The following is a 26,595-nucleotide window of genomic DNA, read 5'->3' as shown; positions in this document are numbered from 1 at the left end:
TATGAAGATTAGACATTTTATAACTTTTAATTATTCAAATTTACTAATGTTTTTAAATTTTTAATGCAACAGTTACCTAATTAAAAAATCAATTCTTTTAAAGTAATATAGATAGACATTGCTAATACAAACCAGCCAAATCCTTTTTTTAACTTTTTACTGGATATATATTTAGAAAAATAGCCTCCTACTAAAATCCCTATAATTGTTAATGCAGAAAAAGTTAATAAAAAGAACCAATCTATTTCTAATACTTGTACATCTCCAGAGAAACCTATTAATGAGTTTATAGCTACTATTATTAAAGAAGTACCTACTGCTTTCTTCATCTCTAACCCAGCCCAAAGCACTAATGCTGGTACATATAAAAAACCACCTCCTGCTCCAATAAGACCTGTTATCACACCAATTACAACACCTTGAATAAATGTTTTATAATAGGCTTGCGTTTCCTTATTTTTTTCGTTTTTAGGTTTTGACTTTATCATAGAAAAAGCTGCCAATAACATGATTATTGCAAAAAATATCATGATTGCCATTCCTTTAGTTAGAGAGAAATCTCCAATAGTAAAAATAGTTTCAGGAATTGCTGGCACTAAAAATCTTCTAGATAAATAAACAGCCAAAAATGAAGGGAAACAAAATGCTAATCCTGTTTTAAAATCTACTAACCCTTTTTGATGCTTTTGAATTACTCCAACCAAAGATGAAGAACCAACTACAAATAACGAATAAGCGGTAGCAATTACAGGATTGTATCCTAAAAAGTAAACCAATAATGGTACTGTAAGAATAGACCCTCCTCCTCCAATTAAACCTAATATAGCCCCAATTAAAAAAGCACTTAAGTACGTAATAATTTGTTGTATATCCATATTACTACAAAGATAATTCTTCTTAATTAGTAGTTTGTAACTTAAGTTACAAATCTAAAATTTTAATACTATTTCTGTGAAGTTCTATTTTTCCTGAATTCTCTAAAGTTTTTAGTAATCTTGAAATCACTACTCTTGAAGTATGCAAATCTCTTGCTATTTCTTGATGTGTTACATGAATTACTTCATTATGATTAACCATTGCTTTATCCTTTAAATATTTAAATAAACGCTCATCCATTTTAAAAAAAGCAATGGTATCTATAGCTTCTAGCAACTCCGTCATTCTGTTATGATAACTTTGCAATACAAATTGTTGCCAGGTTTTGTATTTACCTAGCCATTCTTCCATTTTTGCAATAGGTACCATTATTAATTTAGTATCGGTTTCTGCAATTGCTCTAATTTCACTTTTAGAATTCCCTAAACAACAGGATAAGGTCATTGCACAAGTATCTCCTTGTTCTATAAAATATAAAAGGAGTTCATCGCTATCTTTATCTTCTCGCAAAATTTTAATTGCACCACTTATTAAAAGCGGCATCGATTTAATATAATCCCCTATTTCTATAAGTTTAAATCCTTCTGGAATATCTTTATAAGTACCTACATTATTAATTTCTTGAAGTAATTCTTTTTCAAACAAATACCCATAATGTTGCTGTAATTCTTCTAACATAATATAATTTTTACCTAGACAAAGTTATATAAATAACTGTATTGCAAATTATTATTTCGGTTTTATTAAAATGTAATTTGATAAAAGACTAAAAAACATGTTATTATGTCGCTTATATTTGCCTTTTATCGATTTAAGAAATAAAATAAAATGTATACTGAAGAAACATTCAAATTAATTTTATAAAATTGCATTATGATGAATAATTACTCCATTGATTGCACCCTCTTAATTGATGATGATAAAGTTATCAACTTTTACAATGAAAAAATTGTAAACAGACATGAAGATTTCGGACAAGTAACTTCTGTAAATAGCGGCCAAAATGCATTAAATTATTTAAAAGATGCTAAAAATGGTTTAATTGCTAAGCCTGATTTAATTTTTTTAGATATTAATATGCCAGCAATGAATGGGTGGGAATTTCTAGAAGAGTTTAATAAATTAGATACGGACTTCACTAAGTCTATCAAGGTAATTCTATTAACAACTTCTAACAATCCTGATGATTTTGAACGTTCAAAAACTATTGAAATAATCTCAGACTTTATTAACAAGCCATTAACTGCAGATATTTTAGACCATGTAAAACAAAATCATTATGTGCTAACTTCTTGTAAAAAAACATAAAGGTTTTATTAACTTAGCAGAAATATTTGTAAAGCAATTCGGTTTACAAATCCGTAATTTTATTCCCTAATTTATTTTGCATGTTTATGCTGCATCATTACTCTACATACTTTAATAAAAAAAAAATATTTTTCTTTTTTATATTACCCCTTAGTTTTTCATTGTTTGCACAGAATAAAGCTAAATTAACAGGTACTATTTCAGACCAATTTGGAAGCCTTCCTGGAGCAAAAATTAGCATTGAAGGCACTAATATATCAACAACTAGTGATGTTAATGGAGATTATATTTTATTAATAGATGAAGGAGATTTCATTATAAATGTAGCCTTCATTATGTACAAAACGGCAACGAAATCGGTAAGTATTAAAGCAAATGAAGAAACACTATTAGATTTTAAATTAGAAACTGGTTTTTCTATAGAACAACCTGTTTCTTTAGGATCTAGGGCAAAACCAAGTTCCCTTTTAAAAAATACAGCACCAGTAGATATTATTTCTCCGCAAGATATTACGAATTCTCCACAAATTGAATTAAGCCATATATTACATTATTTAGTTCCTTCTTTTCACTCTACAAACCAGACGATATCCGATGGTACAGACCATATAGACCCAGCAACTTTAAGAGGCCTAGGACCAGATCAAATATTAGTTTTAGTAAATGGTAAACGGAGACATAATAGTTCGCTTTTAAATGTAAACGGAACAGTTGGAAAAGGTACCGTTGGAACAGATTTTAATGCAATACCTGTTGCATCTATAGAAAGAATAGAAATATTAAGAGATGGTGCTACCTCGCAATATGGATCGGATGCCATAGCTGGAGTTATTAATATAATACTAAAAAAACAAACACAATCCATTGAAGTGCAAGGTCGTGCAGAACAAACTACTGAAGGAGATGCATTCACCACTTATTTTTCTGCAAATTTTGGTTTTGAAATAGGCAAAAAAGGATTTGTAAACATTACTGGAGAGTACAGAAATAGAGAATCCTATAATAGAGCTGGCGATTATAATGGTTTGATATATTCTAATGATCCTGAAGAAGATGCAATTTTAGTTGCCGAAAATAATTTTTATGACCATAATGATTATGCAAATAAACGCGTAATGGAAATTGGTAATGCAGCAACTCAAAATCTTGCTTTATCGTTTAATGGAGAATTACCAATATCAAACAACTCCTTATTTTATTTTCATGGAGGACGTAATTACAGAGAAGGAAAATCAAAAGGATTTTATAGATTTCCTAAAGAGATTGATCGTGTAGTATTAGAATTATTTCCAAATGGCTTTTCACCAGAAATCTTAACCGATATTCAAGATGATGCTATCTCGTTAGGCTTTAAAGGAGAAAAAAACGATTGGAAATTAGATTTTAGTCACACCATTGGTATTAACACTCTAGACTATACAGTAAACAACTCTAATAATGCATCGTTAGGTATTACCTCGCCACGTACATTTTATTCGGGTGGTTTTTCCTATAAACAAAACACATCCAATTTAGATGTATCAAGAGTTTATGATTGGTTAGAAGGTGTAAACATTGCATTTGGTGCAGAATTACGTGTAGAAAACTATAACATTATCGCTGGCGAAGAGGCTTCATTTGCTGATGGAGAAAACACGTATATTGACGGTGAAGGTAACGAACAGCAAAGTATCGCTGGAGCGCAAGTTTTTCCTGGCATACAACCAGAAAATGAATTAAGTAGATTTAGAACCAATAGTTCGGGGTATGTAGACCTAGAAGTAAACACATCAAAAGAAACCTTATTAAAAGCTACTGCTAGATATGAATCTTACAATGATTTTGGTGCACAATTTATTTGGAAACTATCCGGTAGATATAAAATTAGTGAAGATTTAAACTTTAGATTAGGTTTCTCTACAGGATTTAGAGCTCCTTCCCTACATCAGGTATATTTTCAAAATATAAGTACTCAATTTATAAATGGAGACATAGTACAAGTTGGAACTTTTAATAATGAAAGCGCTGTTGCAAAAGAAGCTTTTCAAATTGAAAACTTAAAACCAGAGCTTTCCAACCACTTTAACGCAGGTTTTTCTGGAAAATTGGCGAAAAACTTATCCTTTACTGCAGATTATTACAATATAAAAATTAAAGATAGAATTGTACTTTCTGGACGTTTTGATGAAGGATACGAAGAAACCCTAGAACCATTTAACGTTGGTGCTGCTCAATTTTTTACTAACGCAATAGACACTAAAACCATTGGCTTAGATCTAGCTGTACATTATAAAAACAAAATAGGAAATGGCGAATTAAATGCATCATTAGCAGGAAACTTAAAACAAACTGAGGTAATTAGACTCAATAAAGTTTCCGATTTTTTAGAAGGTCAAGAAAGTACATTATTTAATAGGGAAGACATCGCAAGAGTGGAGTCGGCACAGCCTAATTATAAGATCAATTCCATAATATCGTATCATTTTGATAAATATAATATTCAATTAGGAAATACCTTTTTTGGAAAAGTGGAATATGTACATCCAGATGATGGGAATCAAGAAAGTTGGATGTTAAATGAGTTTTCTGGAGAAATAGAAAGTAGAGACCAAACGTTCTCTTCTAAATTAGTAACCGATTTAGCGTTTACCTATACTTTTGAAAAAATATGCAACATAACTCTTGGAGGAACTAACATCTTTAATGTCTATCCAGATAAACACGCACATTCTGCTAATACAGAAAATGGCAACTTTATTTATAGTAGAAGGGTGCAACAATTTGGTGTTAAAGGTTCGAATTATTACATTAGAGTTTTATTAAAATTATGATAATAAATACTCCTAAATTTAGTTTAAATTCTAAATCTATATTTGCCTTTTTACTAGTTTGCTTTCTTTTTCAAATTTCCGCACAATCTCAAGAGGCTAATAATGAAGAAATTAAACGACTACAACGTAGTATTTTTATATTTAATTTTACACAACAAGTAAGTTGGTCTAATCTAGAAGCGCTTAATCAATTTAATATTGGAGTTCTTGGTCCAGACAGAACGATTATTGACCTAAAATCTCTCGCCTTAAAAAGAAGAATCTTTAATAAACCCGTAAAAGTTGTTAATTTTAATACTGTAGAAGACATAAGAAATATTCAAGTTCTATATGTTAATAATATTTACAACTATGACATTAACCACGTTTTAAACAAAATTGCCTCCAAAAACATTTTACTTATTACTGAAGATTATAAGTACCACGTATCCATGATTAACATGGTTAATGCTGGTAATTCTTTTGAATATGAAATAAACGAAAACAGTCTAGAACAAGAAGGATTTATTTTAGCAGAAAGCCTAATTAATAATGCTATAACTTCTTCCGAAAAATGGAAAATATTATATCAAGATGTCAATAAAAATTTAAATAAAACTAAAGACACATCTGCATTACAAGAAGAAATCATTAAAAATAGTGAAAAGGAAATTCTAGATAAAGAAAATGTAATCGATACTATTTCTAGCAAATTAAGCGATCAGGAAAATTGGATAAATCAATTAAACAAAGACAATCAATTACAGAATAAAAAATTAGAAGATAAAGTTGCTATTGAAAATCAACTAGAGCAAATAATAAATTCACAATTAGACACATTAAAAGCTCAAACTGAAACAATAAGAAAAAGTAACGAAAAAATTAAAATTCAAAATGATTTTCTTGCTACGCAACTTCAAGATATCGAAAAAAAGAAAGCAGTATTAAAACAAAATAATAATCAAATAAGTAAACTAAAATTATTTAACTACTTATTAGTTGCACTAGTTTTATTAGCTCTTATTGCCTGTTACAGTATTTACAGAATGTACGTTACTAATAAAAAATTCTTAAAAAGTTTAAAACAAAAAAATGCTGTAATTTATAAACAAACGCAAGAATTAGCCTCACAAAATAAAGAGCTAGAACAGTTTGCTTACATTACCAGTCATGATCTTAAAGAACCATTAAATACCATATCTGGATTAATTGTTTTGCTTTTAGAAGAATATGAAGATAAATTAGATGAAGATGGAAAAATGAGCTTAAACTTTATTAATGAATCTAGTTTAAGAATGAAAACACTAATTGATTCGCTTTTAGAATATTCTAGGTTAGGAAAAACAAAAGCTTATAATACCATAAATACTACGCATTTAATTGAAGCTATAAAAACAGATTTAGGAAGTATGATATCTAAATCTAAGGCTATAATAACAACACAAAATCTACCAACTATTATTGGTTCTGATATCGAAATACGCCTATTATTTCAAAATTTAATAAGTAATGGTATTAAATTTATAGATCCTAACACTACTCCTAACATAACCATATCTTGCATTAAGACAGAAGAAGAAGATGTACAGGAATATTGGCAATTTGCAGTAACGGATAATGGTATTGGTATTCCAGAAAACTATCAAGATAGAATCTTTGCTATTTTTCAACGCTTACATAATCGAGAAAAATATGAAGGTACAGGAATTGGGTTAGCACATTGTAAAAAGATTGTAGAATCCCATGGCGGGAAGATTTGGCTTACCTCTAAAGAAGGAATAGGAACAACTTTCTATTTTACAATCCCTGCAGCAGTTTAATTACTTGTTTGCTGAAAACATTCCGAAAGCATCCTATATAAATCTGGATGTTTTTGTTTAAAAAGTTTTGGTCTTTCAAAAAAATACTCGGAAGCAACAGCAAAAAACTCAATTTCACTTGTTCCTCCATATTTTCTAATATCGGATGTATCTTTATTAATAGCTTCCATTTCTTTATGCATTAATGCTAACCAAGGCGCAATATATTCTTTACCAATAAAAAACGCAGGAATGCCATCCGTTTCCCCATCCATTTTATCTAATAAATGTACAAACTCGTGCACTGGTGTATTGTGTTTATCGGTTTTATTATTAAAAGCCAATCGAATTGCTTTTTTAGAAAGAATCATTTGGTTTTCAAAACGGCCGGTTCCGACCATACCAAGAATTCGTTTATTTTCATCTCGATCCGAAAACTGTAAATCTGCATTAAAACTATCTGGATAAACTAGGATTCCTGATAAGTTATTATAACTCCAATTAGAAAATCCAAATACAGGAATCACACCACTAGAAGCAATTAATATTCTATCTAATTCTTCTATCTCTGTTTGCACTCCTTCTATATGTATCTCACTTAAAAAAAGCATCATTCGTTTTCTAAAAACCGCCTGTTTAGTTTGGGATAACTTTTTATAAAACAGTACATTTTGCATTAAAATAGCATGCCAATGTTTTGGTACTTTTCCTACTTTTTTAGGTTTCATTACATAAAAGGCATAGCATACAAAAATTACAAATACTATAAAAAGAAGGGTGTAGATCATGTTATTAAATTGTATTTGCAAAATATTCTATTTAATACAGAGAAAAAAATATATTCTATAACTTATCTTCGTAAAAAAAAAAAGCAACAATGCCAAAAGCAATTTTATTTGATATGGATGGTGTAATTGTAGATACAGAACCATTACATCATAAAGCCTACCACAATATGTTTAAAGATTATAATCTAGAAGTTAACACTAGTTTATATGAAAGCTTTACAGGGCAATCTACAAAAAATGTATGTAAAAAACTGTGCACACATTTTAATTTAGCTACCAATGCAAATGAACTTGTGAAAAGAAAAAGACAGCATTTTAAAACACTTTTCTTTAATGATCCTAACTTAAAATTAATAGATGGTGTTCATGATATAATTAAAGATTATCATGCCAATAAATTAACCTTAGTTCTTGCTTCTTCTGCTTCTATGCTAACCATTAATAATGTATTTACAAAGTTTGACTTAGACCAATACTTCATTGCTAAATTAAGTGGTGCAGATTTAAAAGCATCTAAACCGCATCCTGAAATATTTATCAAAGCTGCAGAGGCTTCTGGTTTTAAAAGAGAAGAATGTATGGTGATTGAAGATTCAACAAACGGTATTAAAGCAGCTTTTGATGCTGGAATTTATTGTGTTGGTTACAATAGTCTACATTCTAAAAATCAAGATTATAGTTTGGCGAATAAAGTAATTAATGATTTTAATGAAATTCGTTTTGAAAAAATTAAAGGTCTATTTTAATTACTTTCCAATACAATATTTAACTATCCTTATATCTATTAGCGTTAAGCCGTTTGGGCAACAAATAGGATACAAAAAACACATAAAAAGAGTAAATAAAGAGTAAACATCAATAAATAAAGCAACAAATATAGCATAAAAAAAACCGCTCGATTAGAGCGGTTTCCAAATAAAAACACCAAGCATTAATTAGCTGTACCAGAGCCTAAATAAATACTGTTTGATACTTGACTACCATCAGCAGTAATAAACGCCATAAATAGCTCTACCGTATCACCTGCATAAGTTGTAGGGATTGAAACAATTTGAGAACCTACTGTTCTGTCTGCTCCATTAAGTAAAGAAATAGATTCCTTTTTTGATGGATTGTAAACCAATAACATTGCCTTGTCAGTAGCATTTGCGTTACCTTCAGCAGAGTTATCATCCCACCCAAAAGTTACTTCTCCAGCAGTTGCTAAATCAGTTGTCGGGTTTAACGCACCAGATAAACCTCCGCGACTTACTAAAGCGTTTGGATAGTCAACAACAAAGTTTGGTTCTGTACCTGTAATCGCATTATTCAACACATACGACATTGCAGCATTAAATTCTGTTTTCTTAACAGCTAATCCTTTATACCCTAACTTAATAAAAGGCTTTACAGCCTGTAAAAATTCTAAAGTGGCAGTAAACTTCGTTCTTTGGTTTACTTGACCAACAGTTCTTGGATTGGCTACACTTGAGGGTTTAATTCTAATGTAATCAATTCCTTTCCAGCTTCCACCGATAACGTTTCCAACCTTACCTGAAAGCCCTCCTAAAATACCTTGGGAAATTTTACCCATAACATAAATAATTTAAATGAAACTTGTTTTTCTTCGGACTTGGTACGGACTTAACACGAAGTTGTACCTTCCGATTGAATATATAGCAAATTTTATGCTATTCGTTAGATATGGATTTTGTTGCTTTAGATTGCTTCTTTTTGCATTTTAGAAAATAAACTTTGAATGTATGATACTTTCAAATCTGCCATTTTTGAAATGACTTTTTGAAGTTCGGCTTCTTTTTTACTAATTACTGACACAATATTAATATGCTTTTGCAATTGAAATTCATTATTTATTAATGATGTAAAACTATTTTTTAGAGTATTTCTGCAATCATCTATTGAAATAAACGGAATAACACTTCCTTTTAAATAGTAAGCGTAAAAACCGCCTATTTGTAACATCATAGATAAGTGAAAAAGTGTGTGTTTTACCTCTTCTGTTGTAGTAGTGACAACGAAACAGTTAGCACAGGATTTTAAGAGTGGTTTTCCGCTGTTTAGCCCTTTGTTTAGTATAAAAAAATGAGGGTTTGAGTAAGTTTTTCCTGCTCGATGTGTTTTCAGTTTAAAAGTTGACATAGCTATCCAATTTAAAATTGCTTCGCTACGCTTCGCGCCATTATTTTTTTTGAAAAGAAAAAAGATAGCCATAGTTGTTGTGGCGTGGGTAAGGCTGTCAAGGTTTTTGGATAAAAGTTTTTTGAGTTGAATGTCTAAATCAAAAGAAAAAGGGTCTTGAAAAAAGTTTTATTCAAAACCCGTAGGGCTTGACCTTTATAGCCTTGTGCGGTTGGCAGAGGTAGCCACATATATTTGCTACCTTTTTTTATTTTAATCCTATAAATGCAAATATTACTATTATTATCAATATAACTATTGTGAAAAATTTTGTAGAATAAGAATCGTCTCCTTCAGGATTTTCGATTTTATTACCGTTTTCATCTATATCGTGAGGAAAGAATAAATCAAATAATGATTCAATCAGTTTTTTCATACATTAAATATAACTTTTCTGGGGAATTAACACTTAAAAAAATAGGTTGCATTTTGTTATTGAGTGTTGGATGAAGCGTTTGTATGGGTAGCGTTTTAAATAGTTGTTTGATAAAACAGCATTTAAACAAGCTACTTATATAGGACTTTTAGACAATAGCTTATTGCTTTTTTGAGGCACGATAAAAAGTAATGTGCTATGGCGTAATACTACATATTATAAACCTATTTTTTTATAACCGCTGACTTGGGTGGTGGGGAAAAGTGGTCTTTAATATTTGTTAACGAAATGAAACAAACAAAGACTTGAGGTAAGGAATACTTGGACTTAACGATGGTTTTGTGCAGATGAATGAGATAACTTATATACTAACCTACTTTAAATTACTACTGATTCAATATAGTGCCAAATGTGGTTTTATATTCCAATGTGAGCGTTGGAATAGCGGATATTTTACATAATAGCAGTTATAGCGACGAAAATATAATAACACGCCGTAGGCAACCTCTGAAAGGATTTTTGCTCCTATAACTTCTATTATGTAACATAGCTTGGGATTGGTTTTGTGGCGGAATAGTTGTTTTGAACGTTGGCAATAGCTCTTTGCTTTTTTATTGTACCAATTTATTAAAATGGATACTTTTAAATAAAAAAAGAAATGTGCTATTATAGCGCTGGCTACAAGTATTATGACATAAAACCAATTATGTATTGGCGTGCGGAACAACACAAAAGACAGAGGATTTTGAGGTACGAAAAAACTGGGTTTTGGGTTGTGGGGAATAAAAAAAGAGCCTTCCGAAAAAGACTCTTTCATTTTTGTTTAATGGTCGTGATTTGAATGGTCATCACTTTTTGTTTCACCTGTTTGATTCATCATCATTTCGTGGTCGTATTTACAACAACCTGGTAAACCATCATATGCTTCTTCATCACCTGCTACTTTTTCGGTATCATATCCTGAAGCTGCGATTGCTTTATGGATTGCCATTGCATCGGTTTTTGTATCATCAAAAGACACGTCAATCTTCTTTTTATCGACATCCCAATTAGCACTTGCTACACCTTCAACACCGTTAGCTGCTTTTTCGATAGTGTTTTTACACATTCCGCAATTTCCTCTTACACCAAAAGACAGGTCTGTCATTGCCATATCTTTTGACATTTCGGTAGTTGTGGTTTCTGTTTCTTTTTTGGTATCGTTTTTACAACTTGTTAAACCTAATGCTGCTATTACAGCTACACTTAAAATTACTTTCTTCATTGTTTAAAATTTAATTGTTATTACTTGATTTATTATTCTATTACTTGTTTTACTTCACCACAGGTTAGCATTGCTTCGCCAAAGTATGGATTGATTACTTTTTCTTCTTTACTCAACCAATATGCACCATTATTGTTATCTGCCATTGGACAAAATTCCACATAGACCTTTTCATTGACACCAAACAATTGAACAGCATTGATTAGATGTGATGATAAATGTTTAAAATGGTCTCTTTGAGATTTTATATCGGACGTTTCAGAAATTGAAGTTGCAGAAGATTTTATTTCGCCTTCTAATGACATCCAATGGTTATGCGCTTTATTATCTGACAACAATTTCATATCTACTTTGTTCAATTTATTTAATAATGTTGTTGCGCTTATTGAAGTACTTTTTGAATCTTCTTTTACTAAAGCATCTTTTAAATTGATATACTCATTGAAAACAGCTTTTAACTGCTCTTGAAATTTCGCTGATACTTCCAAACGCTCATCCATATTAGTGTGGTCACTTTCTTTGTTAGATGCATTGTTATCCATACCTAAATGACCTTCGTGTCCAGTCATTACTTTGCCACCATCTTTATTCATCATAGACTTTTTTCCTTGTAATTGTGCAGCTGCATCAACCGTAAATGTACCGTTAGTTACTATTTCATTTCCAGCAAATAAACCTTCTACAACTTCATATTCATTACCAATTTGATTGCCTAATTTAATTTCACGCATTTCAAAAATAGGTTGGTCTGGATTTGTTTTAAGATACACCACAGAACGCTCACCTGTCCATAACACAGAAGATGCAGGAATTGTTAATACTTCGTCATTTTTAGCTGTACTGCCTTCAATATTTGCGGTTACAAACATTCCTGGTTTAAATACATCGTCCTTATTGCTTAAAACAACACGTAAGGTTACAGTTCTTGTTTTCGTGTTTAAAACTGGGTCAATGAAATCAACTTTACCTTTAAACTCTTTATTAGGATAAGCATTGGTTGTTATCATCACTTCCTGTCCTTTTTTAAAGCGGTCAATCTGATTTTCATACACATCAAAATTTCCCCAAACTGTGTTGAGATTGGCAATTTTCAATAAGGGTTGACCTTGTTTAATGTAATCGCCTTGCTCTACCAATTTTTCTGTAACAGTACCCGAAACGGTTGCATAAACAGGAAAGTTTTCTTTCACTTTTCCTGTTTCTTCAATCTGATTGATTTGATTTTCAGAGAGCTTCCATAATTTCAATTTATTACGGACTGCTTTGTATAAAGCAGGTTGTGATTCTTTTAAAGATGCTGCTGTAATTAATTCTTGTTGTGCTGCATAGAGTTCTGGTGAATAAATGGTTGCCAATAATTGACCTTTACGAACTTCTTCACCTGTAAAACTCACATTCAAACGTTCAATTCTTCCAGCGAAATAACTTACCTGTACCGCATTGGCTTCTTCGTTTTCAGCAATTTTACCAGATAATTTGATAGTATTTCCTTCAACATTGCCTTTACCAACAATAGATGTTTCAATATTAGCTAAAGCCATAGCATTTTCGGTCAATTTAAATTGGTCTGCTAACAAACCATCATTTCCATTTTCAGCAGGAATTAAATCCATACCACAAATAGGACAATCGCCTGATTCTGGTTGCATAATTTGTGGATGCATAGAACACGTCCATAGTTGATTGGTTTCTGAAATGGCATCGTGATTATGTTCTGTATCTTTTTTTGATGAACCACCAAAAAGCAACCAACCTAATAACACACCTACTACGAGTATGCCAATATATATGACTGTTTTATTATTTTTCATTCTCTAATCGTTTTATCATTGCTTTCATTTCTTCTATTTCTTTACGTTGTGCTTTTATAATGTCTTCTGCTAATTTCTTAACTTCTGGGTCTTGAATATCTGCTCTTTCACTTGTTAAAATAGCGATAGAATGATGTGGTATCATTGCTTTCATCCAAAGGACATCACCAATAATTGGTGCTTGTGTTCTTACCAACCCTAATGCACCTACAAACAGTATAAAACTACCTGCGAGTATGGCGATATTCTTCTTTTTATCATTATACATTTTTCGCATAAAAAACCACATTATTACTGCCATTGTCGAAATCCCTAAACACGTCATATAGAATCGTGTTAAACTAAACCATACGTGGTCTATGGAATAGGTGTTTAAATACATTGTGATGTACATTGCTACAAATGAGCAAGCCAACATTATAAAGAAGGTTTTGTAATTTCCTTTGTTTGAGTGTTCTTTTGAATTTTCCATATTTTTTGATTTTATAGTTAAACTTTTACTTACTTAATTTTAATATCCTGAATGCACCTTGTATCACCAATCCAAATACAATGATTCCTATAATTAAATCTGGAATACCAGAATGCAGCCAATTGACTAAAACGCCTGCTGTAATTACGCCAAGATTTATTACAATATCGTTAGAGGTGAAAATCATACTTGCACGCATATGTGCTTCTTGACTTTTAGATTTTTGTAAGAGGTACAAGCAAATGCCATTTGCAATCAAAGCAAATATTGAAACGATAATCATTGTTGAAAATACAGGTAAAGCTTCATAACCTAAAAATCTACGTATTACCTCAACGATTCCGATAATTGCAAGTGTTATCTGAAAATAGCCTGCATATTTTGCAATACGTTTCTTTTTTAAAACTGTACCACCAACCGCTATTAAACTCAATCCATAAACAAATGAATCTGCCAACATATCTAAACTATCAGCAACTAATCCCATTGATTTTGAAATAAGTCCTGTACTCATTTCAATAATAAAAAATGCAAAATTGATGATTAGAACTGTCCACAACAGTTTGGATTGACTCCTTGTAGATTCAGTAATAATTGTGTCGGTATCTTCTGAACTGATTAAACTTTCATTTAATTTTAATTCTTTTAAGGCATTACCAATTTCATTTACATTTGAATTATGATATAGTGTTAAGATTCTTTCTTCTAAATTAAAATCAAGTTGTTTGATACCATCTATATCAGAAAGTTTCATTTTGATTAGATTTTCTTCAGAAGGACAATCCATTTTTGATATTTTGAAAACTGTTTTCTGCATATAATTAAATGTTTTTTGTTCTTAATCGTAATGCGTTACCTATTACCGAAACAGAGCTAAAACTCATTGCTAAAGCTGCTATCATTGGCGAGAGTAGTATTCCGAAGAATGGAAACAACACACCTGCTGCAATAGGTACACCTAAAGTGTTGTAGATAAGTGCAAAAAATAGGTTTTGCTTAATGTTCTTCATTACAGCATTACTCAAATTTTTTGCTTTTACAATACCGTGTAAATCGCCTTTTACTAAAGTTATCATAGCACTTTCTATCGCTACATCTGTTCCTGTTCCCATTGCAATACCTACATCACTTTTTGCCAATGCTGGTGCATCATTAATTCCATCACCTGCCATAGCAACTACTTTTCCGTTTTTTTGTAATTTCTCTACTTCTTTGAGTTTGTCTTCTGGTAGCATACTGGCTTTAAAATCTGCAAGATTTAGTTCTGATGCTACTGCTTGTGCTGTATCGTGATTATCACCTGTTAGCATTATTACATCTATCCCTTTATCTTGAAGTGCTTTAATGGCTTTAGTACTTGTTTCTTTTATCTTATCGCCTATAACTACATACCCAACAACGGTTTCATCTATTGACAAATAAGAAACTGTTTTACCTTGTTTTTGGTAAGATTTAGCTTCGTCTTTCATTTTAGAAGTAATGTCCGCTTTAGCATATTCCATCATTTTAGGATTACCTAATGCTACATTTTTTCCATCAATTTTAGCTTCAACACCTTTTCCAGTAACAGCACTAAAATCTTCGGACTTTAAAATTTCTGCGTTGTGTTCTTTGCCATATTTAACTGTCGCTTCTGCTAAAGGATGTTCGCTATTGGTATTTAATGACACGATGTATTGTAGCACTTCTTTTTCGCTTAAAGCATCGTTAAAAGCACCAACGGTTTCAACTGTTGGCTTTCCTTCGGTAATTGTTCCTGTCTTGTCAACGATAAGCGTATTTACCTTATCCATTTTTTCAAGAGCTTCAGCATTTTTAATCAATACACCATTTTGAGCACCTTTACCCACACCAACCATTACAGACATTGGCGTTGCCAAACCTAAAGCACAAGGACACGCAATGATTAGTACTGCAATTGCATTCACAAACGCATACACATAAACTGGTTCTGGTCCCCAAATAGACCATACAATAAATGTGATAATAGAAATAAGAACTACAACTGGCACAAAATAGCCTGAAACTTTATCTGCTAAATTTTGAATAGGTGCACGACTTCTACTGGCATCATTAACCATATGAATGATTTGTGATAAAAGCGTGTCACTTCCTACTTTTTCAGCTTTCATTAAAAAGGATTGATTCCCATTAATGGTTCCGCTACTTACTTTATCATTTTCAGCTTTGTTTATAGGAATAGGTTCACCTGTAATCATAGATTCGTCAATGGTTGTTTCACCTTCGATTATCACACCATCAACAGGAATTTTATCGCCTGGTTTTACTTTGAGAATATCGTTGAGTTCTATCTCGTCAATGCTGACTTCAATTTCTTCACCATCTACTATTTTTATGGCTTTATTAGGTGCTAACTTTAATAACTCTTTTACTGCCGAATTGGTTTTACTATGCGCACGAGCTTCTAACAATTGACCTAAAAGCACCAATGTTAGAATTACCGTTGCTGCTTCAAAATAGACGTGAACTGCGCCTAATTCAGTTTTAAATTGTTCAGGAAATACATCTGGAAACAACATCCCAAATACACTAAATAACCAAGCCACACCTGCACCAATTCCAATGAGTGTAAACATATTGAGATTCCACGTTTTTATGCTTCTATAAGCACGCTCAAAGAACATCCACGTAGCGTAAAAGACAACTGGAATGGATAATGCAAATTGAATCCAGTTCCAATTTTTCTGTTCCATTATATCATACAATGGATTGTTATTAAGCATTTCGCTCATAGCAATTAAGAAAATGGGTAATGTGAATACAGATGCTATCCAAAATTTCTTTAATAGCTTCTTATATGTTTTTTCTTCTGCTGAACTATCTGCTTCCATTGGCACTAAATCCATCCCACAAATAGGACACGAACCTGCTTCGTCTTTGACAATTTCTGGATGCATAGGACACGTCCATTGTTCCTTTGAAGTTGCTGATAGATTTTGTTCTTCCACCAAATCCATTCCGCAAACAGGACAATCGCCTGGTTCATCATAAGTTTTATCGCCTTCGCAATGCATAGGACAATAAAATGTGCCTGTACCTTTTCCTTTGGGTTGCTCTTTCTTTTTATCATTTGAATGTTGATGCTGTTCACCTTGTTTATGAATACTGTATCTATCACCATCCTTTTTTAAGGCTTCTTGAAACTTTTCTATAGGAATATGCGATTCCATTTCGATGGTAGCTTCTGCCTTATCTAAATCGACTGTTGCTTTTAAAACACCTTCTATTTTAGAGAGCGTTTCTTCAACGTGACTGCGACAACCGTTGCAAGTCATTCCGTGTATGTGATATGTGTGTTTCATCTGTTGTTATTTATTTTTTAATGGTCAGATGTAATTCGCTTTTTAAAATCTTGAATAGTTTTATAATAATACATCCGCTCATTTCATTATTGCTGTGTTAAATAATTAATGATTGTACTTTGCACATAGTAGGTCTTCACAGATTCTATTTGGTTCATTTGAAACTTTAGCTGCAACTCTTGAATATCCAAAACATCATTAAAATCAATCGTTCCTGTTTCATAGCTTTTGATTAAAATGTCTTCTGCATCTTTGGCTTGCAGTAGGTTTTTGGTTTGGGTAGCATAACTTATTCTTGCAGAAATGCGTTCGTTATTCGCTTTGTCTAAAAGCGTTTCCAATGAATTTAAACGTTCCTGTTTTTGAGCAGTAATTTCCTGCTGTTGCAAATCATTTTGTTTGGTCTGGGATTTATATTTCTTATTGAAAATTGGGATAGATACCGAAACCATTGGCATTACAATATCCTTTCCGTTATCGCTGAAATCCATATTTGGTCTTTCAGCAACATTGATATAATCTAATCCAAAACCAATCATTGGACTGCTTTCTTTTTGATTTAATAATTCTGATTGCTCTATGGATTGATAGAGTTTATCATATTTTAGTAATTCAGGATGTAATGCTAAATTTTCAGAAGTAATATCAAAGTCTTCTGAAGGTATCATTAAACTATCTACCACATTCACGGTAACATCATTATCTCTATTCAATAGATTATTGAAGTTAGTTTGTTCTGCTAAAAATTGTTGTTGCAATACCTCTTGTAATTGTTGCATTTCGTTTTGACGCATTTGCAAGCGCAACACATCTACAGCTGATGCTTTACCAACCTCAACAGAAGTTAATGCCAACGTCTCATAAGTTTCTAATAGTTTAATGTTTTCAGTTAAGACCTCTTGCTTTGCTTTGTTGGCGTATAGATTATAATAGGATTGTGATACCGAAGCCATTAGTTTTCGCTTTGCGATAACAATGTCCTCGTATTTAGCATCCGCTAATGAACTCACATAATTTTCCCTCGATGTAATGGTTCCGAACCACGGTAACATTTGTTTAGCAGATACTTTAAAGCGTTGTGCACCTGTCCTGGTTTCTGGTTCACTTACAAAGTAACCAACACCAAATTCGGTATTAGGAATGGTATTGACTTCGTTTACTTTTTCAGAAGCTCTTTTGTATTGTAACTCAAACTTTTGAATCTCTGGGTTGTTCGCTACTGCTTCATTGATTAACGTTTCTAATTGCTGTGCATTTGCAATGAGACCCAAGAAACAAGTACCAAGAGCCAAGACGAATTTTATTTGTATTATTCTATGTTTCATTTTATAGTTCTTTTAAGTTGAACTTCCGCTTTCCAGCTATATAATACTGGAACAACAAATAAGGTTATTAAGGCTATAAGCATTCCACCAAAACTTGGTATTGCCATTGGTATCATTATATCGCTTCCTCGTCCTGTAGAGGTTAATACTGGTAATAATGCCAAAATTGTTGTAGCTGTAGTCATTAAACAGGGTCTGATACGTTTTTCTCCTGCTTCCACTATGGATGCTCTAATTTCCTTTTTATTCTCTGGTGTATTTCTATCGAATGTTTGGGTTAAGTAAGTTGCCATAACCACACCATCATCGGTTGCAATACCGAAGAGTGCAATAAACCCAACCCAAACTGCAACACTTAAATTGATTGGGTGCATTTGGAATAAATCGCGTAGGTTTTCACCAAAGAAATTGAAGTTTAAAAACCAACCTTGACCATAGAGCCAAATCATTATAAAACCACCTGCAAACGCTACTGCGATACCTGTGAATACCATTAGTGATGTCCCTACAGAACGGAATTGGAAATACAGAATTAAGAAAATGATGGCTAATGCTAACGGTACAACAACCGATAAGGTTTTTTCTGCGCGTAACTGATTTTCATACGTTCCTGTAAATGCATAGTTGATTCCTTTTGGAACTATTAATTCACCAGAATCTATCTTTTCTTGGATTAGTGCTTGTGCATTTTCTACGACATTGACTTCTGCAAAACCATCTAATTTATCAAACAAGACATAACCTACTAAAAAAGTATCTTCACTTTTAATGACTTGTGGACCTTGTTCGTATCTTATAGTTGCCAATTCGCTTAATGGCACAGGACTACCCTTTTCAACTGGTACATAAATCTGTTGTAAGTCTGTTGGGTTTGCACGTAATTCTCTTGGGTATCGTACTCGAACACCATATCGCTCTCGACCTTCTACCGTTTGGGTTAAGACCATACCACCAACTGCTACTTTTAATACATCTTGAACATCTTGTATCGAAATGCCATAACGTGCAATTTTCTCTCTATCAATATCAATTAACAAATAGGGTTTACCAACAATACGGTCTGCAAAAACAGCTTCTTTTTTAACACCTTCAGCTTCCTTGATGATGTTTTCTAATTGCACACCAAACACTTCAATCTGCTTTAAGTCTTGACCTTTTACTTTAATTCCCATAGGTGCTCGCATTCCTGTTTGAAGCATTACCAATCGGGTTTCAATAGGTTGTAGCTTTGGTGCAGATGTAACACCTGGTAACTTTGTAACTCTTACGATTTCATTCCAAATATCGTCTGGTGATTCAATTTTTGGTCGCCAGTTACGATAGTAATCGCCATCATCATCTTCAATTAATTGAGACCTTTTTATAGTGCTAAAAATGACGTTTTCGGAATTATTAGGATTTGCAATGAAACGACCATCCTTCAATTCAAAAAAGCCATCATCATTCACTTTATAGCGTTGGCGTTGTCCGTTTTCATTCAGCATATATTCTGGTTTGTACTGAATGATATTTTCATACATTGAAAGTGGTGCTGGGTCTAAAGCTGATTCTGTTCTTCCTGCCTTACCAACTACGGTTTCAATCTCTGGAATACTGGCTACTGCCATATCTAATTGCTGTAAAACACGTTTGTTTTCTTCTACGCCAGAATGAGGCATCGAGGTTGGCATTAGTAGAAATGAGCCTTCATTTAATGATGGCATAAACTCTTTACCTGTATTTTTCATAATGAAAAAACCTGCAATGACAATAGCTGTTGGGACAGACAAAAAGAGCAACTTATTATCTAAACACCACCTTAAAATACGTGTGTAATATTTGATAAATAATGAGAAAACACCTAATAAACCAAAGCAAATAACACTCACAAAAATGAGATTCCAAAAAATGCTTTTATCAACGCCTAACGGTCTCCAATATTCGGCTAACAAGAACACAATAGCTGATACAGAAATGATAATATTAATAAGGTTAGCTTGCTTGTCTTTTATCTTACTTTGAAGATTGAGAAGTGCTGTAATCCCAAACGCAATTAAAATTAATCCTATCCAATATCCATAGACTATGGCTACGATTCCAAATGCTATTAAAACACCATTTAAAACATATTTAAAAGTGCTTTTAATGTTTTTCTTTCTGAATAAAAATGCAGCAAACGGTGGAATTAAAAATAATGCTACGATTATAGAAGCTGTTAGTGCAAAAGTTTTTGTGAAGGCTAATGGTCTGAATAGTTTTCCTTCCGCACCAATCATAGTAAATACAGGAATGAAACTGATAATAGTTGTCATAACTGCGGTTACGATTGCGCCAGACACTTCAGCTGTTGCATTATAAACTACCGTATTAATGGATTGAGTTCCATCATCTTCATCTAAATGCCGAATAATATTTTCTGATAGTATGACACCAACATCGACCATTGTACCGATAGCAATAGCAATACCTGATAAAGCGACAATGTTGGCATCTACACCAAAGAGTTTCATTGCAATAAATACCATTAAAACTGCAACAGGTAATAGTCCAGAAATTAATACGGAAGCTCGTAGATTAAACACCATAATAATTATTACTAAAATGGTAATCAATATTTCAAGAGTTAAGGCTTCGTTAAGTGTGCCTAATGTTTCTTGTATCAATTCTGTTCTGTCATAAAAAGGCACTATGGTTACTTGTGAGGTTCTACCATCCGCTAATACTTTCGAAGGTAAACCTGCGCTTAACTCGTTAATTTTCTCTTTTACATTATTAATGACTTCCATTGGATTTGCGCCATAACGAGCCACCACAACAGCACCAACAACCTCTGCACCTTCTTTATCTAATAAACCACGTCTTGTTGCAGGACCTAATGAAACTTTACCAATATCCTTTATCCTAATTGAAGTATAATCTTCTGAAGTGACTACTGCATTTTCGATGTCTGAAATGGATTTCACATAACCCAAACCACGAACTAAATATTCGGCTTGGTTAATTTCCAAAGTCTGTGCACCAATATCCTTATTACTTTCCTTAACCGCTTTTACAACGTGATGCAATCCAATATTATACTGACGCATTAGTTCTGGATTTACGTCTACTTGATACTCCTGAACATAGCCACCAATAGAAGCAACCTCTGAAACACCACTTGCAGAGGACAACGCATACTTTACATAGTAATCCTGAATACTGCGTAACTCTTGCAAATCCCAACCACCAGTTACATTTCCGTTTTTGTCACGACCTTCTAAAGTGTACCAAAATATTTGTCCTAATCCTGTTGCATCTGGACCCAAAGCAGGATTAACACCTTCGGGCAATAAACCACTTGGTAAGGAATTAAGTTTTTCGAGAATACGACTTCTACTCCAGTAAAATTCTATGTCTTCTTCAAAAATGATATAGATACTTGAAAAACCGAACATAGAGGAACTACGAATGGTTTTTACACCTGGAATACCGAGTAAAGATGTTGTGAGTGGATAGGTGATTTGGTCTTCTATATCTTGTGGTGAGCGACCATCCCATTTAGTAAAAACGATTTGTTGGTTTTCGCCTATATCTGGTATGGCATCTACAGCAACAGGATTGCTTGGTAAGAAACCTGTATCCCAATTAAAAGGTGCATTAACCGTTCCCCATCCTACAAAAAGGACGAGTAGCAGAACTGCTACGAGTTTGTTTTCTATTAAAAATTTGATGCTTTTATTGAGCATTGGCTTTGATTATTAAACAGTTAGACATTGGTGTTACGACAACACCGAATACAGCAAATTATCCTTACAACATTGCTGTCATAGGATAAAAGAGTCTATTGTTTAAAAATCAAATTAAATAAGTCTCGTCAATCTTGAAGATTTGTTTTATGACGAGTGGTGGTTTGTATTCTTCAAAAGAAGATACATTGTTATCTAAACCTTCAAAAAGGTTAATATAAGTGTAAACAAATGAAGCGACGAATACTTGTTGCTCAAACGTGATTTTGTCAACTTGCAATTGTAATTCGTCTTGACCTTCAATTGCTAATTGTTCATCATCACAACAATTTTTCTTGGTAATAGAACATCCTTCGGTTGAAGGCTTTTCCATTTCCATTCCGCACCCTTTGGCCTTATGAAAAATAGCAGTTTCTACTAAAGTATCTCCGCAATAATGCATATTCACAGTAAATGACATTGTAGAGAATAACACTACAAAAGCCATTACTAAAGACATTATTTTATGGAAAATTTGCTTCATATCTAATTGCAAATGTATAAAAATTTTACAACTATTGATTTTGTTTAACAGAAGTTTAATTGACTAATCTGCTTAATCCCAACTCATTCGTTGTAATCTAACTGCATTTAAAATTGCTAATAATGCTACTCCTACATCTGCAAAAACTGCTTCCCACATTGTAGCTAAACCACCTGCTCCTAAAATTAAGACAATAACTTTAACACCAAATGCTAAAATGATATTCTGCCAAACAATTTTACGTGTAGAACGACTTATTTTAATGGCTCTTACTACTTTTGAAGGTTGGTCTGTTTGAATGATAACATCTGCTGTTTCAATAGCTACATCGCTCCCTAAACCACCCATTGCAATACCAACGTTACTTGCTGCTAAAACTGGTGCGTCATTAATACCATCACCTATAAAAGCTACTTTGTTTACAGGATTTTTCTTTAAAATTTCAACTTCGTTTAATTTATCTTCTGGTAGCAAACCACCTTTAGCATTTTCGATGTTCAACTCTTTAGCGACTTGTTGCGTAATGGAATCTTTATCACCGGAAAGCATCATAATATTTTTAATGCCTACTTTATGTAAATTAGTAATTGTTTCTTTTGCATCTTCCTTTAATTCATCTGCTATTACTACAAAACCTGCAAATTGATTATCGATTGCTACCAACACTATCGATTCTACAATAGATTCCGTTTCCGTTGGAACATTAATATTATTCGCAGTCATTAAGGCTTTATTACCTACTAAAACTGTTTTACCATTTACAATGCCTTTTAAACCTTTACCTGCAACTTCAGAAACGTCTTGTGCTTCAAAATCTTCACCTTCAGCTTTGTACTCTAAAATGGCTTTAGCAATTGGATGCGTGGATTGTTCTTCCATCGCCATTAAGTATTGCATAAATTCGGTTTCATTCCAACCAATTGCTTTTACTTCTTTGATTTTAAAAACACCTTTGGTAACGGTTCCTGTTTTGTCCATTACCAAAGTATTTATCTTGGTCATTGCATCTAAAAATGAAGCACCTTTAAATAAGATTCCATTTTTTGAAGCTGCTCCCAATCCACCGAAATATCCTAATGGAATTGAAATCACTAACGCACAAGGACAAGATATTACCAAGAAAATTAATGCTCTGTATAACCAATCTCTAAACACATAATCATCTACAAAAAAGTAAGGTATAAAAGTAACACCAATAGCTAAAAACACTACAATTGGTGTGTAGATACGAGCAAACTGTCTGATGAATAATTCTGTTTTAGATTTACGTGCTGTTGCATTTTGAACCAAGTCTAATATTCTCGCAATAGAACTGTCTTCAAACTTATTGGTTACCTCAACTTCAATAACGCTTTCCAAATTAATACTACCTGCGTAAACCTTTGCTTCTTTTTGAATGGAATCTGGTTTGCTTTCTCCTGTTAACGCAGCTGTATTTAAAGATGCTTTTTCGGATAATAAAATGCCATCCAATGGAATTTTTTCACCTACACGAATTTGAATTTTCTCTCCAATATTGACAACTTCAGGCGAAACACTTTTATAATCTCCCTCACGAAATACATTGGCTTCTTTAGGTCTAACATCTAATAATGCTTTTATATTTCCTTTTGCACGATTTACAGCAGCACTTTGAAATAATTCGCCTACTGCATAAAATAGCATTACTGCAACACCTTCGGGATATTCACCAATAACAAATGCACCAATGGTTGCTATAGACATTAAAAAGAACTCTGTAAAAACATCACCTTTTTTAATACTAATCCAACCCTCTTTTACAACAGGAAACCCTACAGGAAGATATGCAATACCATACCAAGCAATACGAATCCAATCCTTAAAGAATGAAACATCAAAATAATCTAAACCTATACCAATGATAAGCATTGTAAAACTTATTATTGCAGGCACGTAGGTTTTGAATGCACTTCCATTACCGTGATTATGACCATCATTATGCGTGTGTTGCACTTCTGAATTTGGTTTTAAATCTCTTAAATTGACTTTCTTTTTTTTCATTTAATATCTAATAATTTTTCAATGTCATTGGGAATAGGCATTCGTTTTAATGGTGGCACGTTTGCTCCACCAGTATTACCAAGTGGAACGTGATTTATAAATGATTTCCAGCCACCCACAAGCAACCTAATTATTTGACCTATTACTTCTTTCGTATCTTTTTGTCTAAATCCAAACTTTAGCATAAGCCAATGTGAATAGGTATGTTCTATAGGATAAGATTGTCCTATTATATGACTACGTTCTAAATGATACCAAGCATTACCAAACTGCTTATTTTCTAAACAGAAACTGTATTGTTTTAATTCTTGGTTATACGCCTGTTTTAGATGTTTAGGTATTTTAGTATTAAACTTCATATCCTCTAATTTTGGATAAATGTACTTTAATAGTAAGTGCAATGGAAGTGCAATAATTAGACACTACACTTATCGCAAATACCTTTTACCACCAAATTTACATTCTCTGACACAAAACCATCTGGCACTTTTATTTGAGGTATTTTATGTTCTGTTAAGCAAATGGTTTCATTGCAATTATTACAATGGAAATGTAAGTGCAAATCGGTTTCAATTTCACAATTACATCCCTTTTCACATAATGCATATTTTGTAATCCCTGTACCATCGTCTATTTGATGCACAATAGCCTTTTCTTCAAAGGTTTTAATAGTTCTGTATAAAGTGGTTCTGTCTGCTTTTGAGAAAGCATTTTCAATATCACTTAAAGTAACAGCGACCTCTTTTTCTGTAAGAAACTTATATATAAGCAAACGCATTGCTGTAACACGAATATTTTTTGACTCTAATACTTGTTCTATTGTTTCCATAATTAATGTGCGTGTTCTGCTTCTCCTTTTTTCATTTCTGCGTTAAGATAATAAGCATTGTTATAAGCAAATTTTGTATTACTTTCTATGTTTTCAGTAAATTGAACCGATACCCAATCACCATCTTTAGTGCCTAACACAACTTCGATAGGTTTAAAGCTCCAATCGTCATTTTCTTTTTCTACTGAAAACACATAATATCTTTCGCCTTCTTTTATAATTGCACTTTCTGGTAAAGCTTTTATTTGGGTATTATCTACTTGAATTTTACCTTGAATATACATACCAGGAATTAAGTTACCTTTTTTGTTTTCTATTTCTGCGTGAACGTGGACTGCTTTTGGGTTGTCCTCAAAGGTTTTGCTTACGGAATAGATTTCTGCGATAAGCTCTGCATCTGGTATGGATTGTACCGTAAAGTTAACTTTCTGACCTTTCTGTACTTTATAAACATCTTTTTCAAAAACCATTAAATCGGCGTGAACGTGATGCGTATTTACAATTTCAAATAATTCGGTTTGTGGCTCTACATATTGACCTGTTTTTACTTCAACTTTTTGCACAAAGCCTTCTATTGGACTTCGCAATGCTATGCGCTGTGCAATTGTTCCATTGCGAACTGATGTAGTGTTAACGTTGAGTATTCTTAATTGCGCTTCTAAACCATTAACCATTGCTTTTGATGCTTGATATTCTGCTTCTGCTTTCTGGAAATTAGCACCAGAACCAACACCAGCATCGTATAATTTTTGTTGACGTTCATAATTTTTCTTTGCAAGCTCGCTATTGCTATAAGCGTTTAAATAATCCGTTTGCGCTTGTATGATATTTGGGTGCGATAGATAAGCCACAACTTGACCTTTATTAACCTTATCACCTTCAATCACTTCAATTGAAACGACATTTGCACCAACAACAGTAGTAATAGCTGCTTCGTTTTGTGGTGGTACTTCTAACGTTCCGTTTGCTTCTACATAGCCGCTCATATTACGTAATGCTAACGTATCTATTTTCATTTTCAATGCATCGAATTGCTGTTGTGAAAGCATTACTTCGTCTTCATCGTGATGCTCTTCGTTAACTTCTGTTTTTTCTTCCTCATCGTGGGAATGACCATCATTCTCGTTATGATTTTCTTTATTTCCGCAAGCTGAAACAAATATGGCTAACACCATTACGGTAAGGATTTTATATATTTTGTTTTTCAT

General features: G+C 32.7%; 22 protein-coding genes. 4 read left to right on the top strand and 18 right to left on the bottom strand.

The genetic code is table 11. The features are described from left to right. Positions 1-80: 80 nt before the first annotated feature. Both ACVC3Y_RS03920 and ACVC3Y_RS03915 read right to left on the bottom strand, forming a co-directional pair. Positions 81-875, bottom strand: coding sequence for a sulfite exporter TauE/SafE family protein (locus ACVC3Y_RS03920; RefSeq protein ID WP_303424327.1), 795 nt, complete (start codon positions 873-875; stop codon positions 81-83). A 46-nt stretch (positions 876-921) separates the two neighbouring features. After that, positions 922-1,554, bottom strand: a complete 633-nt coding sequence (locus ACVC3Y_RS03915; protein ID WP_303424326.1) for a Crp/Fnr family transcriptional regulator — start codon at positions 1,552-1,554, stop codon at positions 922-924. Between the two features lie 195 nt (positions 1,555-1,749). Here ACVC3Y_RS03915 and ACVC3Y_RS03910 point away from each other — a divergent pair, with 195 nt between their 5' ends. The 3 genes from ACVC3Y_RS03910 to ACVC3Y_RS03900 all read left to right on the top strand — a co-directional run bounded on the left by ACVC3Y_RS03910 (position 1,750) and on the right by ACVC3Y_RS03900 (position 6,793). After that, entirely contained in the window at positions 1,750-2,184 is a 435-nt protein-coding gene (locus ACVC3Y_RS03910; RefSeq protein ID WP_303424325.1) for a response regulator, read from the top strand. A gap of 161 nt (positions 2,185-2,345) precedes the next feature. Next, positions 2,346-4,994, top strand: a complete 2,649-nt coding sequence (locus tag ACVC3Y_RS03905; protein WP_452226171.1) for a TonB-dependent receptor — start codon at positions 2,346-2,348, stop codon at positions 4,992-4,994. After that, positions 4,991-6,793, top strand: coding sequence for a YfiR/HmsC family protein (locus ACVC3Y_RS03900; RefSeq protein WP_303424322.1), 1,803 nt, complete (start codon positions 4,991-4,993; stop codon positions 6,791-6,793). The genes ACVC3Y_RS03905 and ACVC3Y_RS03900 overlap by 4 nt, the downstream gene beginning before the upstream one ends. Here ACVC3Y_RS03900 and ACVC3Y_RS03895 read toward each other — a convergent pair. Then, the gene (locus ACVC3Y_RS03895; protein WP_452226170.1) at positions 6,790-7,560 is read right to left on the bottom strand and encodes a M90 family metallopeptidase; all 771 of its coding nucleotides are present in this window, start codon (positions 7,558-7,560) and stop codon (positions 6,790-6,792) included. The genes ACVC3Y_RS03900 and ACVC3Y_RS03895 overlap by 4 nt on opposite strands. Positions 7,561-7,649: 89 nt before the next feature. Between ACVC3Y_RS03895 and ACVC3Y_RS03890 the strand changes: the two genes are divergently transcribed. Beyond that, a complete protein-coding gene (locus ACVC3Y_RS03890; RefSeq protein WP_452226169.1) occupies positions 7,650-8,306 on the top strand; it encodes an HAD family hydrolase in 657 nt (218 codons plus the stop codon). 185 nt (positions 8,307-8,491) lie between these two features. Here ACVC3Y_RS03890 and ACVC3Y_RS03885 read toward each other — a convergent pair whose 3' ends face one another. From ACVC3Y_RS03885 to ACVC3Y_RS03815, 15 genes are all read right to left on the bottom strand, one after another. Then, complete coding sequence (locus ACVC3Y_RS03885; protein WP_226696421.1) at positions 8,492-9,133, bottom strand: DUF6266 family protein; 642 nt, start codon at positions 9,131-9,133, stop codon at positions 8,492-8,494. A gap of 125 nt (positions 9,134-9,258) precedes the next feature. Then, positions 9,259-9,771: a DUF6943 family protein gene (locus ACVC3Y_RS03880; protein ID WP_226696420.1), complete on the bottom strand. Its 513-nt coding sequence runs from the start codon at positions 9,769-9,771 to the stop codon at positions 9,259-9,261. A gap of 175 nt (positions 9,772-9,946) precedes the next feature. Beyond that, complete coding sequence (locus ACVC3Y_RS03875) at positions 9,947-10,114, bottom strand: hypothetical protein (RefSeq protein WP_226696419.1); 168 nt, start codon at positions 10,112-10,114, stop codon at positions 9,947-9,949. An 823-nt stretch (positions 10,115-10,937) separates the two neighbouring features. Further along, the gene (locus ACVC3Y_RS03870; protein ID WP_452226168.1) at positions 10,938-11,378 is read right to left on the bottom strand and encodes a heavy-metal-associated domain-containing protein; all 441 of its coding nucleotides are present in this window, start codon (positions 11,376-11,378) and stop codon (positions 10,938-10,940) included. Positions 11,379-11,410: 32 nt separating this feature from the next. Next, on the bottom strand, positions 11,411-13,189 hold the full coding sequence (locus ACVC3Y_RS03865; protein WP_452226167.1) for an efflux RND transporter periplasmic adaptor subunit: 1,779 nt from the start codon (positions 13,187-13,189) through the stop codon (positions 11,411-11,413). Further along, positions 13,179-13,661, bottom strand: coding sequence for a DUF305 domain-containing protein (locus tag ACVC3Y_RS03860; RefSeq protein WP_178984908.1), 483 nt, complete (start codon positions 13,659-13,661; stop codon positions 13,179-13,181). The genes ACVC3Y_RS03865 and ACVC3Y_RS03860 overlap by 11 nt, the downstream gene beginning before the upstream one ends. A gap of 25 nt (positions 13,662-13,686) precedes the next feature. Next, positions 13,687-14,478, bottom strand: coding sequence for a cation transporter (locus ACVC3Y_RS03855; protein WP_452226166.1), 792 nt, complete (start codon positions 14,476-14,478; stop codon positions 13,687-13,689). 4 nt (positions 14,479-14,482) lie between these two features. Then, positions 14,483-16,984 (bottom strand): heavy metal translocating P-type ATPase, encoded by a 2,502-nt coding sequence (locus ACVC3Y_RS03850; RefSeq protein WP_452226165.1) that lies wholly within the window; start codon positions 16,982-16,984, stop codon positions 14,483-14,485. 86 nt (positions 16,985-17,070) lie between these two features. Then, a complete protein-coding gene (locus tag ACVC3Y_RS03845; RefSeq protein WP_452226164.1) occupies positions 17,071-18,309 on the bottom strand; it encodes a TolC family protein in 1,239 nt (412 codons plus the stop codon). Further along, complete coding sequence (locus ACVC3Y_RS03840; RefSeq protein WP_452226163.1) at positions 18,306-22,013, bottom strand: efflux RND transporter permease subunit; 3,708 nt, start codon at positions 22,011-22,013, stop codon at positions 18,306-18,308. The genes ACVC3Y_RS03845 and ACVC3Y_RS03840 overlap by 4 nt, the downstream gene beginning before the upstream one ends. A 109-nt stretch (positions 22,014-22,122) precedes the next feature. Next, positions 22,123-22,536 carry an HYC_CC_PP family protein gene (locus ACVC3Y_RS03835; protein ID WP_226696413.1) on the bottom strand — a complete coding sequence of 138 codons (414 nt, stop codon included), beginning with the start codon at positions 22,534-22,536 and terminating at the stop codon, positions 22,123-22,125. Positions 22,537-22,608: 72 nt separating this feature from the next. Further along, entirely contained in the window at positions 22,609-24,558 is a 1,950-nt protein-coding gene (locus ACVC3Y_RS03830; RefSeq protein WP_226696412.1) for a heavy metal translocating P-type ATPase, read from the bottom strand. Then, positions 24,555-24,917 (bottom strand): DUF3703 domain-containing protein, encoded by a 363-nt coding sequence (locus ACVC3Y_RS03825; protein ID WP_013622781.1) that lies wholly within the window; start codon positions 24,915-24,917, stop codon positions 24,555-24,557. Before ACVC3Y_RS03825 ends, ACVC3Y_RS03830 begins: the two co-directional genes overlap by 4 nt. A 56-nt stretch (positions 24,918-24,973) precedes the next feature. Then, complete coding sequence (locus ACVC3Y_RS03820) at positions 24,974-25,387, bottom strand: Fur family transcriptional regulator (RefSeq protein ID WP_054851361.1); 414 nt, start codon at positions 25,385-25,387, stop codon at positions 24,974-24,976. A 2-nt stretch (positions 25,388-25,389) separates the two neighbouring features. Continuing rightward, positions 25,390-26,595, bottom strand: coding sequence for an efflux RND transporter periplasmic adaptor subunit (locus tag ACVC3Y_RS03815; protein WP_452226162.1), 1,206 nt, complete (start codon positions 26,593-26,595; stop codon positions 25,390-25,392).

This window comes from Lacinutrix cladophorae, from assembly GCF_053604645.1.
Note: the sequence above shows the minus strand (reverse complement) of the source record. Positions and strands in the feature narration are given on the sequence as shown.